A 16,638-nucleotide genomic window follows, 5' to 3' on the forward strand; every position below is an offset into this window, starting at 1 on the left:
CTCGGTTCTCCGAGCCCTGATTCAATTGGTCGAATGACCTAAGGCCTACGGATTAGGCCTTATCGCTTTTCAAGACGGACATTACCGTCTTACATTGCAGTTCAAGGAGTGTCAAATGGTTGTCACTAAAGACCATATCGGTGGTCTCGTATTTCTCTGTCTTTCAGTGGCATATGGGTACTACGCCCGCCAAATCCCCATGTTCCCAGGCGATGAATACGAACCTTTTCACGCACAAACCTTACCTATCGCACTTTCCTATATGGGTGGCATTCTCGGCATTTTAATGTTGGTAACAGGTCGTCGTGATGCTGGCAGCAAAGTGCAATTGGTAGGGTTGGACTTCGTGCTGGTGGCAAAGCTGTTAGCGTTGATTGTGGCGTTTGCTTTTGCGCTTGAGTGGGTTGGATTCCTGCTTTCTACCATTTTCTTTTTGGTTGTCGGTTACTGGATTCTCGGAGAACGCCGACCGAAAACATTGTTCATTGCATCGGTACCTTTTGCCGTCGGTATCTGGTTTGTGCTGGCAAAGCTACTAGATATCTATCTCGCGCCTGGACGCGCGTTTACCCAGTTGTTCGGAGGTTAAGGCTATGTGGGAAGGAATCGCGACGGGCTTAAGCACCGCAACAATGCCTTTTAACATTATGATGGTGGTTGTCGGCTGTTTTGCCGGTACCTTCATCGGCATGCTGCCAGGTCTTGGGCCTATTTCGGCAGTAGCACTTATGATCCCGATTACGTATGGTCTGGATCCAGCGTCTGGCATCATCCTGATGGCTGGCGTTTATTATGGTGCCGTATTTGGCGGCTCCACGTCTTCAATTCTGATTAATGCACCAGGTTGTGCAAGTACAGTGGTGACGGCATTCGACGGTTATCCGCTGGCGCAACAACGTCAGGCTGGTAAAGCATTGGCGTTGGCGGCTTACTCTTCTTTCACCGGTGGTACGATTGGCGCAATTATTCTGCTGTTTGCCGCGCCCGCACTCGCCAAGGTCTCGCTGAGTTTCCAGTCTGCCGACTATTTTGCGCTGATGATCTTAGGCTTGACCGCAGTCGCCGCATTTGCCGGTAAAGGTCAGGTGCTGAAGGCTATGGCAATGACGGTATTCGGCCTGATGATTGCGACCGTGGGTACGGATGTAATCACCGGTGCGCCGCGCTTTACGTTCAACAATATCGACTTGATTGATGGTATTAGCTTCTTACTTTTGGCAATGGCGACTTTTGCGCTAGCGGAAGTGGTGATGACGGTGCTGAAAGGACAGCATAAAGAAGAAGAGCCTGACATGGATATGGCTGCGCTAGGCAGCATGAAGCTGTCAAAAGAAGAAGTGAAAGAGGTAGCGCCAACGGTTGCCCGTTCTTCTATTTTCGGCTTCATCGTTGGTGTGCTTCCGGGTGCTGGAGCGACTATCGCTTCGTTCCTCTCCTATGGTCTGGAGCGTAACCTTGCACCGAAACGCCTGAAAGAGAAGTTTGGTAAAGGGGCATTGCGAGGCCTTGCAGCACCAGAGTCAGCAAACAATGCTGCATCGACGGGTTCATTTGTTCCGCTGCTTACCTTGGGTATTCCGGGTTCAGGTACCACGGCAATCATGCTCGGCGCTTTGATTGCTTACGGCATCCAGCCAGGACCGCGTCTGTTCGTCGATAATCCAGACGTGTTCTGGTCGGTTATCATCTCGATGTACTTTGGCAACATTGTACTGCTTATCCTGAATTTGCCGCTGATCCCATATATCTCACGTTTGTTGGTGATCCCAAGGCCAATACTGATCCCACTCATTCTGTTCTTCTCGATCACAGGTGTGTATCTGGTCAGCTTTAACACCTTCGATATCAATATGATGGTTATCATCACTATTGCGGCGATATTCCTGCGTCTTTTGGACTTCCCAATGGCACCGATGCTTCTCGGCTTTATTCTGGGCGGCATCATGGAAAACAACCTTAGTCGCTCACTGATCATCTCTGATGGCAGCTTGAGCTTCTTATGGGAACGTCCGCTGACACTCACCATCATGTGTATTTCAGTATTTGTGCTGCTACTCCCAGTGATCCGCACAGGTCTGGAAAAGGCAGGGATAGGCGCGTCGAAAAACCAACGCCCGAACGTGCAGGTTGATCGTGGTGACGGATAAGGAACAAGCAAATGAGTACAACCTTATCCAGCTTCCGTGTGCTTGATTTGACCAACGTGTTGGCAGGCCCTTTTGCCTGTCACCAGTTGGCACATATGGGCGCAGATGTTATCAAGGTCGAGGTCCCCGGGAGTGGGGATCTCGCCCGACAATTGGGTGCAGATCCTGACCTCAATGCCAAGAAAATGGGTGTGTCGTTTCTGGCGCAAAATACGGGAAAACGCTCCATTACGCTTAACCTCAAAGACCCTGAAGGAAAAGCGATTTTGAAATCGCTGGTAGAAACCGCAGATGTGTTGGTGGAAAATTTTCGCCCCGGAGTGATGAAACGCTTGGGGTTGGATTATGAAGTGCTGAAAGCTGTCAACCCAAACCTTATCTACTGTGCAATATCAGGCTACGGTGCTGAAGGTCCCATGAAGCACCTTCCCGCTTATGACCAAATCATACAGGGAATGTCAGGTGTGATGTCGATTACCGGCGCGCCGGAAAATGCACCTTACCGAGTCGGTTACCCGATTGCAGACACTATTGGTGGCTTGACCGCTGCTTTTGCGATTTCTTCAGCCTTGGCAGGACGTGCACAAAATGGCGAAGGCTGTTTCATTGATGTCTCCATGCTGGAATCGACCATGGCGACCATGGGCTGGGTGGTTTCGAACTACTTAGTTGCCAACAAAGACCCCAAACCTATGGGGAACGACAATTTTACCGCCAGTCCTTCAGGTGCATTTAAAACTGCCACGGGCCTTATCAACATTGCGGCCAACAAACAGGAGCAGTTTGAGTCTGTCTGCGATGCGATCAATCAACCCGAACTTAAAATTGACCCGAGATTCTCCGAACGTCAGGCTAGGTTGCAGAACCGTGCGGCACTCACCGAGATTCTAGAAGCTGCGTTTTCGGCGTATCCCGCCGAGTTTTGGGAAGATACCCTGAACAAATTGGGAGTGCCTGCAGGTCGGGTGATGACGGTGCCGGAAGCGCTGGATCTTCCGCAAGTGAAGTTACGCGAATTTGAAGCAGTATTTGAGGATGTTGAAGGAACAAAAGGCGATGTCCATATCGCTCGCCCAGGTTTCCTTGTTGATGGAAAGCGACCCGAAGTCGATATGCCACCACCTGTTTTGAGTGAACACAGCGATATGATCCTTTCTGAGCTTGGTTATAAAGCGAGTGATATTGAACAACTGAAAGAGAAGGGCGTGGTATGAGTATTCGACGCCCTGAATCCGGGCCAGAGAAAGCAGTGGCAGACTGGTGGCGAACAGACATCATTGACATGAAACCGGGTGAAATCAGCTACTACGGTTATCCGATTGAATCCTTGATTGGTAACGTCAGCTTCACACAAATGATCTGGTTGATGACGCAAGGTGAACTACCTTCACCGGAAAAGGCCAAGTTGTTGGATGCAGCCTTGATGTCAGCGGTAGATCATGGACCTCAAGCGCCAAGTATCGCTATTGCCCGCATGGCTTCAACCTGTGGTGTTGGGCTGAATAATGCAATGGCATCTGCGGTAAATGTACTGGGTGATGTTCATGGCGGAGCGGGAGAACAGGCTGTGACCTTCTACCAGATGGTGAATGAAATTGCTGTGTCTAAAAGTTTGTCGATAGAAGAAGCTGTGATCGAAGGTTTGGCAAAACAACGTGAATTGCATGGCAAGTTCATTCCCGGTTTTGGGCATCGTTTCCATCCTGTCGACCCCAGAGCGCCGAGGTTGATGGAACTGGTTGCTGAAGCTAAAGCTGATGGCATCGTTGAAGGGCGTTTTCATTCCATCGCTTTACAGGTGGAAAAACAACTTCTGAAAGAAAAAGGCAAAGCGATACCAATGAACATAGATGGTGCGACAGCGGTTATCTATGGCGAATTAGGTATACCCGCCGAGTTGGCCAGAGGGTTATTTTGTCTTTCCCGATCAGTAGGAATTTTGGCACATGCCTGGGAACAAACTCAGCAAGGTGGCCGCAACAAAGGCCCGATCCCACGTGATCTTCTCTGGACATATGATGGCCACCCCAAACGGGACATGAAAAATAAAGACTAACCCTTGTGATCTCCAGACCCTAGTGTGGGCAACTGAACCTGATAATTTGACATTCTCCTTGTCAAACCTTCACCACCTTTACGCACATTTAAAGGCGGTTTTTCTTTCTCTAAATATTGAACACTGTTTTATATATTTGTTAGGGTGACTTGTAACTCGATTCAGGTTGTCTTTAATATACTGGCTTAGCAGCGGGTATAGACTGAAATGCTAAGCAATCATCAAGGGAGATCATGATGAATCCATTAAAAACGCTGGTGCTGTCGTTATTGCTTGTATTGCCTTTCGCGGCAAGTGCGGAAGAAGAAAGCAGCTGGGATAAAGCAAAAGAATCGGCAAGTGAAGCTTGGGGCTCAGCCAAAGAAGCAGGTAAAAGCGCTTGGGACGCCACCAAGGAAAAAAGCGAAGAATTACTGAACGGTGCTGAAGAAGGAAGCAGTGACCTCTGGGACAGCGCGAAAGAAAAAAGCTCTGAGCTGTGGAATAAAGGCAAAGAGAAAGGCAGCGAACTGGTCGAGGAAGCAGAAAAGAAAGCCGAAGAAATGCTTGAACCTGAACAAACTGAACCTGCGCCAGTCAAACCTTTAGAGCCAGAAGAGTCTGAAAAATTTAATCAATCAGCCTAAACACATTAAAAGGCATAATGAAAACCATTGTGCCTTCTTTCTTAAATCGCTTTACGAATCCCTTCTAGTTCATCCAGTCTGGCCTCGTGGCCAAGGATTGCATCAGCCTGTTCTGCAGGCGTTTTTAGTTTTTTTAACGCACCATCCAGCATCAAATCCAATGTGTCGATAGATTTTGCACGACGAAAGAAAATCAGCCATTCAGTGCGATTTTTAGGCAAGGCTTGAGACATGAAACTCCATTTATATATTTGGGTTTTATAGTAAGAGCATTTTAGCAAAGTTTGTTAAAAGAGAGTAACGAAGTCACTTCTTTAATCTGATAACAAATAGAGACTTTAAAAAAGTTTTGCGAAATCTTCGTCTTTTTCTTTTCAGCTTCGTCTTATAGGTAAAGTCCCTAATAGAAGAAGCATTCTGATGATTAAAGTAGTTAGTTTTAAAATCTGCCCTTTCGTTCAACGTGTAACTGCGTTGCTGGAAGCTAAGGAAATCCCCTATGAGATTGAATATATCAGCCTAAAGGATAAACCTGGCTGGTTTTTGGAAATCTCCCCAAATGGACAGGTTCCTTTGCTTATCACCGATAGTGGTGTGGCTTTGTTCGAGTCTGATGCCATCGTTGAATACATCGAAGATGAATTCGGACCTTTGCAAGACAAGTTGAGTAACGAAGATAAAGCGGTGCAGCGCGCATGGAGCTATCTGGGTACCAAACACTACCTGATGCAGTGCGGCACCATGAGCAGCAAAGATAAAGCGACCTTTGATGAAAGGGCAAGTAAGTTACAATTGGTTTTCCAGAAAGCTGAGAAGCAACTGACAGGTGACACGCGATTCTTTGACTCAAACACGCTAGGCAAAGTTGATGTTGCTTGGTTACCGCTCTTGCATCGCGCTGCGATTATTAAAGAAAAGGCCGGATATGACTTCCTATGTGGTCTGCCAAAGATGCAGGCATGGCAGCACGCTGTTTTAGAAACAGGTTATGCCGTGAAGTCAGTATCATCGGACTTTGTTGAACGATTCAGCGATTTCTACCTTAAAAACACCTATCTTGGTGAAGGTAAAGATGTGGCGGCTAGTCAGTGCGGATCGTCAAGCTGCTGCGGTTAAGCGATTTAACTTTAAAAAGAAATACACTTGGCTGGTGGGAGACATTCCATCAGTCAATTTCCGTTTATTTAAGAGTGAGCAATGACAATAGAAGCTATTTGGTCTGAGTATCAGACAAGTCTTAAAGCCTTTATTCGTAGCAAAGTCAGCAATCCGGACGATGCGGAGGATTTGCTGCAGGACATACTGGTGAAGACGTATACCAGCCTGCCTTCATTGCATGAGCGCAGTAAGTTAAAGCCTTGGCTGTTTCAGATAGCGAACAATGCCATCATCGATTTCTATCGGAGAAAAAGGTTCGACAGCAATGATAGTGATGAGGTCGGTAACGAACTCTGGCTGGATGAAGAGTCGCCTTCTGTTGTCCAAGATCTTACCAAATGTATTCTCCCATTTTTACATGGTTTGTCTGAGAGTGAGGCTGAATTGCTAAAGGCGATTGAGATAGACGGCGTAAGCCAGAAAGATTACGCGGAAACTCACGATATTAATTATTCAACGTTAAAGTCGCGGTTAAAGAAAAGTCGGCAGAACTTGATGGGCTTATTCAATCAGTGCTGCAAGTTCTCGTTGGACAGCCAAGGCAATCTGCAGGAGTACGAACGTCGGGATGGCAATTGTTCAAAGTGTTAGCGCCTCGGAGAAATAACTGATTTGGGAGTTGAGTGGCGTTTAACGTTCAACCCTCTGTTATTTTTAGAATCAATGCAGTTGAATAAAACGCGTCAAATCAGTTGACCTTAATGCCATGGATGATGAGGTGAGTATGATTCGTAAAGTTGGCCCTACAGAAATAAAAGAAAAGCATAAACTTACTTGTCACTGTGGTGGGGTGGAGTTAGAACTTTTCTTGCCAAATGGTATTGAAAAGCCTCGCCGTTGTGACTGTTCAATTTGCCGCAGAAAAGGGGCCGTGGTGGCTTCTGTTAAATTGGATGGCATTAACATCGTCAAAGGGCAGGAGCTCCTCAAACTGTATACGTTCAACACCCACACAGCAAAACACTATTTTTGTTCAGAGTGTGGTATTTACACACACCACCAGCGTCGCTCAGATCCTTCAGAATATGGCTACAATGTGGGTTGCTTGGAAGGGGTTAATCCCTTTGATTTGGGTGATGTTGTCACCAACGACGGTGTACACCATCCCGCTGACCGCTAGATATAAGGATGTGCCAATGCGTTTAGCTTTGCTTTCGGACATTCACAGCAACGTTTTTGCATTGGATGCAGTGTTGCGTGATATTCGTCGAGAATGTGTTGATGTAATCGTCAATCTTGGTGATATCTTGTACGGACCTATCGCCCCTCGTGATACGTTTAATCTATTGATGCAGAATGAAATTGTCACCATTCGTGGCAATCAGGACAGACAGATTTATGAGGCGCAGGAAGCGGAGATAGCTTCAAACCCGACGATGCAGTTTATTCTGGATGATCTCGGTACAGCGCCCCTTGACTGGATGAAGTCACTGCCACCTACCATACAATTTAATGAGGATATATTTTTCTGCCACGGCACACCGGAAAACGATTTGGTGTACCTGTTGGAAGACGCGTCAAGTGGAAGTCCCGTATTGAGAAGTAACGATGACATTATGGCGTTACTGGCGGGCAATCCAAGCCACCTAATTTGTTGCGGTCATACCCATTTAGCTAGATCAGTTTCGACGCGCAGCAATCAACTCATTGTTAATCCTGGCAGTGTGGGACTTCCTGCCTACAAGGATGACGAACCTTGGGTTCATGCGATGGAAAACTTTAGCCATCATGCCTCTTACGCGATCGTGGAGGGAGGTGGGAGAAGTTGGAGCGTGAACCACAAGCGAATTGATTACGATGTTCGCAAAGCCGTTGAAGCTGCAAAAAGCAGAAATCGTGATGACTGGGTTTCGTTCCTAAGCACAGGACGTGCAGTTAACTGAGCAACGCGATTTCGCCGCCTATTAATCAATTTAGGGGACGTTAATGGCTAACAAATATCAGTTCTTCACCATTCCAAATTCCAACAGACAAAAGTTTACCTATTTGGATATGGCTTCAAACACCTTCCTGGTAGAAAAGGATGCTTTGCTGGCTCAGGGATATGAAGTAGAAGATGACTCGATATATGCAGATTCAGCTCATGAAGCGGTAGAGAAGTACAAATCGAATTACATCCATGCGCTAGAGGAATATAACGCTTCAACCAATCTGTACTACAGCCTGATTCTTATATACAAATGGCTTAAGGGTTTGTTTGTAAAATCCAGATAGAATCTGAAAGCGCCTCGATTGAGGCGCTTTCTCGTTTTAGGCTTCTTTTTCTGCTGGTGAGGGCAATTGACCTGATGCCATATGAAGGTGCACATCCTGTTGTGGGAAAGGGATAGAAATGCCTTCATTGTCGAAGCGTATTTTCACTTCTCTCGTCACATCCCAGTAAACATCCCAATAGTCATCGGTCTTGACCCAAGGGCGAACGATAAAATCAACAGAAGAACTGTTGAGTACGTGTAATTTAATCATCGGCTCGGGTGCACGCAGAACAGCAGGATGGTTGCTAATAATGTCAGTCAGTACCTTTTCTACATATTCCACGTCATCACTGTAGCTAACGCCGAAAACCATATCGACACGTCGAACCCTTTCATGGGTCACGTTTTTAATCACGTCGCCCCAGATCTTGCTGTTTGGCACAATAATGATTTGGTTATCAAAGGTTTTGATGGTGGTGTTTACCAAGCTCATATGGCTCACCTTACCCTCAACGCCACCAGCCTGAACAAAATCCCCGACATCAAACGGGCGATAAATCAAAAGCATCATGCCTGCTGCGAAGTTAGAGAGTGTATCTTGCAGAGCGAAACCGACGATAACACCAGCGATACCAAAACCCGTTAGAATAGGTGTAAGGTTCAGACCAATCTGGGATAGGGCGATCAGAATACCAATAAACCAAACGGCTTTAGCGGACATAGAGATGAAAAAGTCCTGCATTAATACCGAGAACTTGAGGTTCTTCGCCGCCACTGCTTTCTTCACAACTTTGCGCGTCAGGTTCGCGATTTGTCGGGCAATAAGCAGAATGATCAAAAAGACGAAGAGCTGGAAAATATGTTGTGGCGCATTTTCAACAAACCAATTCCAGAACTTGCTTGACCAGGTCTTAACGATCGATAGTAGTACGTCACCACTCAGCAAATCCTGCGTCACACTGCCGGTCGCTTCAAAGTAAAGGCGTTTGTATTCTGCCGTTTCAAGGCCGACTCTGTCTGAAAGGTCAATCATCACAGAAAGACTGTGAGTGGTGATCGCCATACGACGTTGGGTGATGAGCTGCCTGAGCTGTATTGCGGCTTTTTCAGATTCCGGCGCGACTTTCAATTGGGCTTCATCCACGCTCAGTTGTTGGCGAAGGTATTCGACGTTGGCAGCAATTTGCTCGGTTCGACGGCTAATTTCTTTTTTAAAAGCCTCTTCTGCCGCCGGGTCGATAGCATTGAGTATTTTCAGCCAGTCGATGTTCTGTGCTTGCTCTTCGTACATGCTGTCGAGGTATTTACGGGATTCTTCGTATTCTGACAGAATGGCGAACTTGTCCTCGCTTTTTGCTTCGCTCAGTTGTGCGGAAAGTTTGGAAGTACGTTCTATTAGGTATTTTACCCCTTGCTCCGCGTAACTCTGTTGCTGTTTGATTTCTTTGATCAGAAATGGTCGGTCAAAGCTGTCATTTTCTACGCCGCTGGCGATGATTGAACGCAACTCCTCATTCTTCTGAAACATTTGAAGTTGCAGTGCCAACTTATCTTCGCCACTGGCTTTGGCTTGTAGCTCAACAAGATCACTGAGTTCACTATTTAGATTGTTGACTTTAGATTCCCACTGACTGGCTGCACTTGCTGTCTCAGTGGAGAGAGAGGCTGTTTCAGCGCTTGCAAAGCTGGCAAGTGAAGACGAAAAAAGAAGGAGTAATAAAGGCAAAGTTGATGCGGTACGCCAACGGGGGATCATGAAGGTCTCTCCAACGTAATAATTATTGATTAGGTAGTATGGCACTTAGGATTCATGCAAGCACTGTATGTCTCTCTCACATTTGAAGATTTTCCCAAATATCCCAAACCTTTTGAAAATTAGAGCCTTTCTTTGTTATTGCTTTGTTGAGTGCAAGGTAGGTCTTGGGCAAATATTCAGGGTTGTCAGATATCTGAATTCGATAGTTTCGTATTCACCATTCACTATGTGTCTGCCGTCCGCTGTTTCTGGGTATATTCGAGACACATCTTCACTTTTTCTTTTTCTGGTCTTGTTAAGCTACTGGTTGAGTATGCACAGTTCGTAGTCGTGCTGTTTCAAACCATTGGAAGGGAAAACGATGCGAAGAATCATCTTCAATCAGAAGGGCGGTGTAGGTAAGTCCAGTATTTCGGTTAACCTTGCAGCGTTAAGTGCGGCAAGTGGCAAGAAAACTCTGCTTATTGACCTCGATATTCAGGGTAACAGCAGCCACTATCTGGGTGTTGATATCAACGCGAAGAACGATAGAACGATAGCTGATCTTCTCGACCAAACTGTTTCCTGGTTTTCTGTATCAACCCCAATCAAAAACTTTCCCCAAGCAACAGCTTACGAAAACCTCGATATCATTCCTTCAAGCCCGAGGCTTGCTACCTTAGAGCCTGAGCTGGAGCGGCGATACAAGATTTACAAACTACGTGATGCGTTAGATGAGCTCGAAAAAGAATATGATCGCATTTATATCGATACGCCACCCAATCTCAATTTCTACAGTAAAGCGGGCCTGATTGCCGCCCATAAACTGCTGATCCCATTTGATTGCGATAGCTTCTCCCACCAGGCACTGTTGACCTTGATGGACAACCTTGCCGAGCTGCGTGATGATCACAACCGCAAGCTGATGCTGGAAGGGGTGGTGGTCAACATGTTCAACGCGCAGGCGAAGTTCCCAGGGCAAATCATCGAGAATGTGAGAGAGTTAGGTTTGCCGTTGCTGGAGCCTTTTATTCCGCAATCGGTCAAAATGAAAGAGTCGCATTACCACCAAAAGCCACTCATGCATTTTGCGCCTAAACACAAGCTATCCGAGAGTTTTCAGGCGTTGTACGACCAATTAGAAAGCTCAGAAGAAGAGCCATTACGCGATAAAACAGCGTAACCTTTGACAAAGTTACACAAAGGCGTAACATTTAGTTATGTTACTTATTTATGTAACTTGGAGGTTGCATGAGCATCAGTATAGCTGGCGTGATCACCGGGGATTTAGTCGGTTCAACAGAAATGGAAGAAACACTGCGTCGCCGATGCATAGAAGCGATTGAACAGTGCTTTTCTGTATTTGGAGAATCCGCGAAAGGCGAAATCTACCGGGGTGACGCATTTCAAATATACACGGTTGAGCCTGCATCACTGGTGAAGATGGCAATCATACTAAGACTTTCCTTGTTATCGCTGGGACAGGATGCCAGATTGTCATTGTCTGTAGCAGAAGCCACCGAGCGAGAGCTACCCGTTCGTATATCGAATAACTCCGAGGCATTTACGCTGTCAGGCAGAAATTTGGATGCGATGAAAAGTACCAGATTGGCCTTTTCTGCGGACAGTGAACCTTTCACCAGCGATGTGAAAATCGTCTTGTCTTTTCTTGATGATCATTTGAGCCAAATGACGGCGAAAATGGCACGAGCTTTATTACTCTGGCTCGATAATCCATCAAAGCAGCATGCTGAACTGGCTGAGAATTTCGGTGTAAGTCGAAGTGCATTCACAAGAATTATCAACCGTGCCAATTATGTACGTATTGACGAAACACTCAGATGGTATGCTGACAGGCTGATTAGATATCAAAGGAATGGAATGTTTTGCTGACCTTAATACTCGTTCTGGTGGTCATCCACATATTCTCTGAGTTTTATCTTTTCCCAATCATGGAATCCAAGCGGAAAGGGTTATTTCTGGTGACTGTATTGCAGGCAGGCTTAGCGTTTGTCGCATTCACTGCTGTGGTAGCATCAATCCTGACCGTTTTCATCGCGACGTTCGCGTTAGCTGTCCAATATCTGGTGCTCAGCTACTGTATGATCATGCCTGCTGAAAGGCTTCGCGGTATGTTGCTCAAGTTTACCCTGCATATTGTTCTTATTTCACTTATTACTGCTTTTGCTGTGAATCCTGATCAGCGGCATATTGCATGGGAAGCAATGGTGTCCGTCAAATGGCAGACTTTGATATGTTGGACCTTGGCTTATCTGCTTGCTCTCAAACCGTCTTCTTCAGCCATTGCTTTGATTTTGCAGAATTGGGCACAAGAACTAACCGCAACCGAAGATGCAGCTTCAAACCGCCCATTGAAGGAAGCAGGTACCTTCATTGGCTATTTTGAACGGACACTGATTGTGACTTTTGTGCTTTGGGGTCAATTGCCCGGGGTCGCTTTGGTATTAGCTGCCAAGTCGGTTTTTCGGTTTGGGGATCTGAAAGATCATGGAAGTAGGATGTTCACAGAATATGTGATGCTAGGGACATTCGCGAGCGCTATGTTTGGCATAGGTTGTGGTTTGCTCGGAGACTATCTCGGTAAGCTTTAACAAACTGACTTATAGAAATAAGGCACCTTGAGAGTGCCTTGTTTTGATTGTTAGTGTGCCAATTTTTCTATCTGACGTTGTTTCCAGATAGATGCACCAATACCAATCGCCAGTGAGCTGACAATCACACCCAGAGACACGGGCGTTGCGATAGCGAACGGCGTGTCAATAAGCAGCATTTTTACACCGATAAAGCACAGCATGAATGCCAGCGTATGGTGCAGATAAGCAAACTTGTTCAGCATACCGCCCAGCACAAAGTAAAGAGAGCGAAGGCCTAGCAGAGCGAATACGTTAGCTGCCAGTACCAGGTAGGGTTCTTGAGTTACAGCGAAAATCGCAGGGATAGAATCCAGTGCGAACATCACGTCGGTCATGGCAATCACCATCACCACTACCAGCATTGGGGTAGCAAGGATACCCACCGCATCGCGGATGAACAGCTTATTGCCACGGTAATCCGGGCTAACACGCAGGAAGCGTTTTACCAACCGTACCGCAAAGCTGTCTGAGAACGACTCGTTATCTTCACCATGCTGACGCCACATTTGTACGCCGGTCCAGATCAGGAAGAAACCGAACAGATACAGAATGACGTGGAACTGGGCAATCAACGGCGCGCCCAGTGATATCATAATACCGCGAAGGATAAGGGCGCCCACAATTCCCAACATCAGAATGCGGGGAACATTTTTCTCTGGCACTTTGAATTGGGCAAAGATCAGCGCAAAGACAAACAGGTTGTCGACACTGAGTGACTTTTCAAGCAGGTAACCGGTGACAAATGACGTCGCCGCTTCACCATTGGTTAAGCCACTGCTTGGTGCCATGTACGGCCAGAAGAAATAAATCGCTGCAGCGAAGGCAAACGCCAGCGCAAACCAGAAAACACTCCACACAGCAGCACTATGGAAACTGATTTTTCCGCGGGTCAGTAGCAAGTCGATGCCGAGCATCAGAAGTGTGAGAACTAACAGGCCTTCATAACCTGAGAAAAGTTCGCTTAGGAACATGGTACCTCCAGCATGCGGAGGTTGCAGGAGAGGGGGATCGCCTAACCAACCGCACAGCTAAAAACGAAAGTTAAAGCAAGTGTGTGCGTTGGTCTTGTCAAAACACTCTGTGTGAATGTTCTCGCGTGCCGGAAGCAATAAGCTACGGGATGACGACAGCGCGACGAAGTGACTACTCCCCAAAACGCCGCCATAGTAGTGCTTTTTCTCTAAATTAAAAACAAAAATCTTTGGGAACTTTATTTGTCTGTTTCGCTATCATCACTTTTCCCGCATGGGCGGCTTAAAGAAAAACACCCAGTCAACAGCCCCTAGCATCACCAAAAGAGTAAAGGCCGAGACGCTGTACAAAAGTTGCTTAAGGTCAGTGCGTTATTGAAGTGGCAAGAAGTGACAACAACCACCCCTTTGTGTATGTTCAATAAGTGGTTAAGAATCAGACTAAATGGACATAGAATCAGTTGGCAATCTCCTCGATTAAAATCAGTATGCTTTCGTTATCCTTCCTACTCTTAGGCTGCGATACTCCACCAGATAGCGTGCCACTGTCTCAGAAAAACCATTGTGATGGGCAACCCAAGATAGAGCGTCAACCCCTCTCATCCTACTTAGCTCCTTACGAAGATGAACTTAGCGCTAAAACTGGCGTTTATGTTCTCGAGCAGGGCGCTGAAGCTATGATGTCGCGGGCTTGGCTGACCGAAAGCGCAGAGAAATCGATAGATATTCAGTACTTTATCTTTTCCGTGGACAATATAGGGCTGATTGCGAGTGATATGCTGGTTAAAGCGGCTGAGCGAGGCGTAAAAGTCCGTGTTCTTGTCGATGACCTTATGATAGAAGCCCGCGGTGACGAACTGCTTATTCTGGCCGGTCATGAAAACATAGAGATCAAGATATACAACCCCAATGTGAATATCGGAAAAAACCTCGCCGAAAAAATCAAAGTACTGCTGACCGATTTCCATGGTTTGAACCAAAGAATGCACAACAAAATTTTTGTGGTGGATAATCAAGTGGCCATTACTGGCGGGCGCAATATCGCTGACGAATATTTTGGCTTCGATCATGCCTATAACTTCAGAGACAGAGACGTATTCTTGGCAGGCAAAGAAGTTAAGTCGCTGACAACCTCTTTTGAAGAATATTGGCAACATGATTTAAGCGTTAGCGTTGAGAAGCTTTTCCCTGAAGACGCTTTCTCCACCAACCCTGATTTCTCTCGTCTACATGCTTATGCATGCAACCCCGAAAACTTTAATCCTGAAATTCGCGCTGAAATCGAGAAAGTGCCTGAGACATTTCGCTATCTCGAAAAGCAAGGTAAGTTTCGGTTTATTGAAGATGTGGAATATGTATACGATAAACCGGGCAAGAATGATAAGCGTGCGTTCCTTAGTGGTGGCAGTATTACTCAGGATAAACTGGTTGAACTCGCTGACAGTGCAAAAGACAGCATTCTTATCCAAACCCCGTATTTAGTAACAACAGCGCGTGACAGGGTATTTTTAAAGGAGCTTGTCGGACGCGGTATCTCGATAAAAATCCTCACTAACAGCCTTGCATCTAATGACAACTTGGAGGCGTTTAGCGGTTATCAAAGAGACCGAAAAGCACTGCTGGATACCGGTGTCGAGATCTACGAATTTAAACCTGATGCGAAGGTAAGACAGCGGGTGATGACAGAGCATATGGTTAAGCGGTTACCTTCCCAACCCATCTTTGGACTTCATGCAAAGACCATGACTATCGATAATCATACGACTGTCATTGGCACCTACAACCTTGACCCAAGAAGCGCAAATCTGAATACCGAGAGTATTACCATCATAAGTTCTGCGCCAATCACAGAGAATGTTCGCCGAGCGATGGAAGTAGAGTTAGAACCTGAGAATGCTTGGAGGATTACCGAAGAATTCAACCCGGACGATACGGTGTCGACATCTAAACAATTAAAGGTAAAGCTGCGCAGAATTGTGCCTAAAGACATCCTTTAATGTTGTTTCTTCATGGGATCAAATTCAGCACCTAAAGCACCTCAGTTCATGAGGTGCTTTTTATCGGGCTAGCCAATAAGATGAACGAAAATTTCAGCTCGCAACTGGCTTCGCTTCTGCTTTTTAAGAACAGCTCATAGCGATAAACTGCCATATCTACTTATCAGTGTTTATGGTAGAGCTGATTTATTTTCTCCATTAGCCAGAAGTTCTCTCCGCGCATCTTTAGGTAAAATGCTGAACTGTTTCTTGAAGGCGGCACTGAAATGACTGACGTTACTGTAGCCAAGGGTAACGGCCGTTTCGGTGACGTTTGATTGCCTTAATAGTTCGAGCGCTTTCTTCATCCGCTCTTGTTGGAAGCATGCATAAATACTTGTATTAAATAAGATTTTAAAGCCACGTTTTAACTTGCATTGGTTCAGGCCAACTAAGCTGGCTATTTCTGCAATCGTAGGGGGCTCGCTTAAATCTCTCAACAAATAACGCTTGGCTGCTTCTAACTGATGCTTTTCCCTATTATTGAAACTGCAATGGCAAACTGGGTCATTACAGGCTTCGAGACTCCAATGAATGTAGCTAAGTACCGCCGCGTGAAGTAGTAACTTTCTTTGGGGGGACTCATTCATTAGTGTGGCAATATTCAGGGCGGCCGAAACTATTTTGGGATTTTTTCCAACAGCTTTAACGAAGAAAGAAGTATCACTCCACCAGCTATCCTGGAGTAGCTGTTCACCCGCAATTTCCTGAAGGAGTTTAGGAGTAATCATAACAGCTAGATTACAAAACTCGGTTGGCCGTGGCATATGAAACTCTTCGCCATCAGAAAAACCTATGGTGACCTCACCTTCCCGCAGATGAATGTTGATGTTACGGACTCGGGCCTTAAACTCTCCCTGTAGTAGGCAATTTAAGTGAACGTATTCGCTGTCCCCAGGGAAAGTGCAAGGTGTTGAAGGTGCGTCTGAGCGCGAAATACATACAGCGAGGCCTGACATTACCTCGACGAAATTAACTGATTCTTCTTCCTCTTGATGATGTTTTTCTGTCACATCCCTCTCTTTCAAGAGATGACTAACCGAACTCATTTGCCTTTTCC

18 protein-coding genes are annotated in these 16,638 nt (G+C 46.1%); 14 read left to right on the top strand and 4 right to left on the bottom strand.

All coding sequences use genetic code 11. The features are described 5' to 3' along the window. Positions 1–115 precede the first annotated feature (115 nt). From VP504_RS01430 to VP504_RS01450, 5 genes are all read left to right on the top strand, one after another. Complete coding sequence (locus VP504_RS01430; RefSeq protein ID WP_325892596.1) at positions 116–589, top strand: tripartite tricarboxylate transporter TctB family protein; 474 nt, start codon at positions 116–118, stop codon at positions 587–589. Positions 590–593: 4 nt separating this feature from the next. Next, complete coding sequence (locus VP504_RS01435; RefSeq protein WP_062709333.1) at positions 594–2,147, top strand: tripartite tricarboxylate transporter permease; 1,554 nt, start codon at positions 594–596, stop codon at positions 2,145–2,147. An 11-nt stretch (positions 2,148–2,158) separates the two neighbouring features. Next, the gene (locus tag VP504_RS01440; protein ID WP_325892598.1) at positions 2,159–3,361 is read left to right on the top strand and encodes a CaiB/BaiF CoA transferase family protein; all 1,203 of its coding nucleotides are present in this window, start codon (positions 2,159–2,161) and stop codon (positions 3,359–3,361) included. Continuing rightward, positions 3,358–4,203 (top strand): citryl-CoA lyase, encoded by an 846-nt coding sequence (locus tag VP504_RS01445; protein ID WP_062709326.1) that lies wholly within the window; start codon positions 3,358–3,360, stop codon positions 4,201–4,203. Before VP504_RS01440 ends, VP504_RS01445 begins: the two co-directional genes overlap by 4 nt. Before the next feature lie 233 nt (positions 4,204–4,436). Beyond that, positions 4,437–4,829 carry a hypothetical protein gene (locus VP504_RS01450; protein ID WP_231870044.1) on the top strand — a complete coding sequence of 131 codons (393 nt, stop codon included), beginning with the start codon at positions 4,437–4,439 and terminating at the stop codon, positions 4,827–4,829. 41 nt (positions 4,830–4,870) lie between these two features. On the opposite strand, the gene VP504_RS01455 is transcribed toward VP504_RS01450, so the two are convergent. Continuing rightward, a complete protein-coding gene (locus VP504_RS01455) occupies positions 4,871–5,062 on the bottom strand; it encodes a hypothetical protein (protein ID WP_062709323.1) in 192 nt (63 codons plus the stop codon). Positions 5,063–5,249: 187 nt separating this feature from the next. Between VP504_RS01455 and VP504_RS01460 the strand changes: the two genes are divergently transcribed. The 5 genes from VP504_RS01460 (at position 5,250) to VP504_RS01480 (ending at position 8,201) form a co-directional block, all read left to right on the top strand. Beyond that, positions 5,250–5,945, top strand: a complete 696-nt coding sequence (locus VP504_RS01460) for a glutathione S-transferase family protein (RefSeq protein WP_062709320.1) — start codon at positions 5,250–5,252, stop codon at positions 5,943–5,945. Positions 5,946–6,026: 81 nt separating this feature from the next. Beyond that, positions 6,027–6,578, top strand: coding sequence for an RNA polymerase sigma factor SigZ (gene sigZ / locus VP504_RS01465; RefSeq protein ID WP_325892600.1), 552 nt, complete (start codon positions 6,027–6,029; stop codon positions 6,576–6,578). A 133-nt stretch (positions 6,579–6,711) separates the two neighbouring features. Continuing rightward, entirely contained in the window at positions 6,712–7,107 is a 396-nt protein-coding gene (locus VP504_RS01470) for a GFA family protein (RefSeq protein ID WP_062709313.1), read from the top strand. A gap of 16 nt (positions 7,108–7,123) precedes the next feature. Continuing rightward, positions 7,124–7,870, top strand: coding sequence for a metallophosphoesterase family protein (locus VP504_RS01475; protein ID WP_325892602.1), 747 nt, complete (start codon positions 7,124–7,126; stop codon positions 7,868–7,870). Positions 7,871–7,913: 43 nt separating this feature from the next. Continuing rightward, a complete protein-coding gene (locus VP504_RS01480) occupies positions 7,914–8,201 on the top strand; it encodes a hypothetical protein (RefSeq protein ID WP_325892604.1) in 288 nt (95 codons plus the stop codon). A 36-nt stretch (positions 8,202–8,237) separates the two neighbouring features. Here the strand turns inward: VP504_RS01480 and VP504_RS01485 are convergent, their stop codons facing one another. After that, on the bottom strand, positions 8,238–9,938 hold the full coding sequence (locus VP504_RS01485; RefSeq protein ID WP_062709304.1) for a mechanosensitive ion channel family protein: 1,701 nt from the start codon (positions 9,936–9,938) through the stop codon (positions 8,238–8,240). A gap of 361 nt (positions 9,939–10,299) precedes the next feature. Between VP504_RS01485 and VP504_RS01490 the strand changes: the two genes are divergently transcribed. From VP504_RS01490 to VP504_RS01500, 3 genes are all read left to right on the top strand, one after another. Further along, entirely contained in the window at positions 10,300–11,100 is an 801-nt protein-coding gene (locus VP504_RS01490) for a ParA family protein (RefSeq protein WP_062709302.1), read from the top strand. Positions 11,101–11,168: 68 nt separating this feature from the next. Then, positions 11,169–11,810, top strand: a complete 642-nt coding sequence (locus VP504_RS01495) for a hypothetical protein (protein WP_062709299.1) — start codon at positions 11,169–11,171, stop codon at positions 11,808–11,810. Continuing rightward, positions 11,804–12,529 (top strand): DUF3307 domain-containing protein, encoded by a 726-nt coding sequence (locus VP504_RS01500; RefSeq protein WP_325892605.1) that lies wholly within the window; start codon positions 11,804–11,806, stop codon positions 12,527–12,529. The genes VP504_RS01495 and VP504_RS01500 overlap by 7 nt, the downstream gene beginning before the upstream one ends. 50 nt (positions 12,530–12,579) lie before the next feature. On the opposite strand, the gene VP504_RS01505 is transcribed toward VP504_RS01500, so the two are convergent. Next, a complete protein-coding gene (locus VP504_RS01505) occupies positions 12,580–13,542 on the bottom strand; it encodes a TerC/Alx family metal homeostasis membrane protein (protein WP_325892607.1) in 963 nt (320 codons plus the stop codon). A gap of 488 nt (positions 13,543–14,030) precedes the next feature. Between VP504_RS01505 and VP504_RS01510 the strand changes: the two genes are divergently transcribed. After that, positions 14,031–15,539 carry a phospholipase D family protein gene (locus VP504_RS01510; RefSeq protein WP_325892608.1) on the top strand — a complete coding sequence of 503 codons (1,509 nt, stop codon included), beginning with the start codon at positions 14,031–14,033 and terminating at the stop codon, positions 15,537–15,539. Between the two features lie 170 nt (positions 15,540–15,709). Here VP504_RS01510 and VP504_RS01515 read toward each other — a convergent pair whose 3' ends face one another. Further along, positions 15,710–16,627: a helix-turn-helix transcriptional regulator gene (locus VP504_RS01515; protein WP_062709286.1), complete on the bottom strand. Its 918-nt coding sequence runs from the start codon at positions 16,625–16,627 to the stop codon at positions 15,710–15,712. Positions 16,628–16,638: the final 11 nt, after the last annotated feature.

It is taken from the genome of Grimontia sp. NTOU-MAR1 (genome assembly GCF_035758505.1).
In the GTDB taxonomy this organism is placed as follows: domain Bacteria; phylum Pseudomonadota; class Gammaproteobacteria; order Enterobacterales; family Vibrionaceae; genus Enterovibrio; species Enterovibrio marinus.

Excerpts from the sequence above, each read along its gene's own strand:
- VP504_RS01430 (WP_325892596.1), top strand. The coding sequence starts at position 116 with ATGGTTGTCACTAAAGACCATATCGGTGGTCTCGTATTTCTCTGTCTT.
- VP504_RS01435 (WP_062709333.1), top strand. The coding sequence starts at position 594 with ATGTGGGAAGGAATCGCGACGGGCTTAAGCACCGCAACAATGCCTTTT.
- VP504_RS01440 (WP_325892598.1), top strand. The coding sequence starts at position 2,159 with ATGAGTACAACCTTATCCAGCTTCCGTGTGCTTGATTTGACCAACGTG.
- VP504_RS01445 (WP_062709326.1), top strand. The coding sequence starts at position 3,358 with ATGAGTATTCGACGCCCTGAATCCGGGCCAGAGAAAGCAGTGGCAGAC.
- VP504_RS01450 (WP_231870044.1), top strand. The coding sequence starts at position 4,437 with ATGATGAATCCATTAAAAACGCTGGTGCTGTCGTTATTGCTTGTATTG.
- VP504_RS01455 (WP_062709323.1), bottom strand. The coding sequence starts at position 5,062 with ATGTCTCAAGCCTTGCCTAAAAATCGCACTGAATGGCTGATTTTCTTT.
- VP504_RS01460 (WP_062709320.1), top strand. The coding sequence starts at position 5,250 with ATGATTAAAGTAGTTAGTTTTAAAATCTGCCCTTTCGTTCAACGTGTA.
- sigZ (WP_325892600.1), top strand. The coding sequence starts at position 6,027 with ATGACAATAGAAGCTATTTGGTCTGAGTATCAGACAAGTCTTAAAGCC.
- VP504_RS01470 (WP_062709313.1), top strand. The coding sequence starts at position 6,712 with ATGATTCGTAAAGTTGGCCCTACAGAAATAAAAGAAAAGCATAAACTT.
- VP504_RS01475 (WP_325892602.1), top strand. The coding sequence starts at position 7,124 with ATGCGTTTAGCTTTGCTTTCGGACATTCACAGCAACGTTTTTGCATTG.
- VP504_RS01480 (WP_325892604.1), top strand. The coding sequence starts at position 7,914 with ATGGCTAACAAATATCAGTTCTTCACCATTCCAAATTCCAACAGACAA.
- VP504_RS01485 (WP_062709304.1), bottom strand. The coding sequence starts at position 9,938 with ATGATCCCCCGTTGGCGTACCGCATCAACTTTGCCTTTATTACTCCTT.
- VP504_RS01490 (WP_062709302.1), top strand. The coding sequence starts at position 10,300 with ATGCGAAGAATCATCTTCAATCAGAAGGGCGGTGTAGGTAAGTCCAGT.
- VP504_RS01495 (WP_062709299.1), top strand. The coding sequence starts at position 11,169 with ATGAGCATCAGTATAGCTGGCGTGATCACCGGGGATTTAGTCGGTTCA.
- VP504_RS01505 (WP_325892607.1), bottom strand. The coding sequence starts at position 13,542 with ATGTTCCTAAGCGAACTTTTCTCAGGTTATGAAGGCCTGTTAGTTCTC.
- VP504_RS01510 (WP_325892608.1), top strand. The coding sequence starts at position 14,031 with ATGCTTTCGTTATCCTTCCTACTCTTAGGCTGCGATACTCCACCAGAT.
- VP504_RS01515 (WP_062709286.1), bottom strand. The coding sequence starts at position 16,627 with ATGAGTTCGGTTAGTCATCTCTTGAAAGAGAGGGATGTGACAGAAAAA.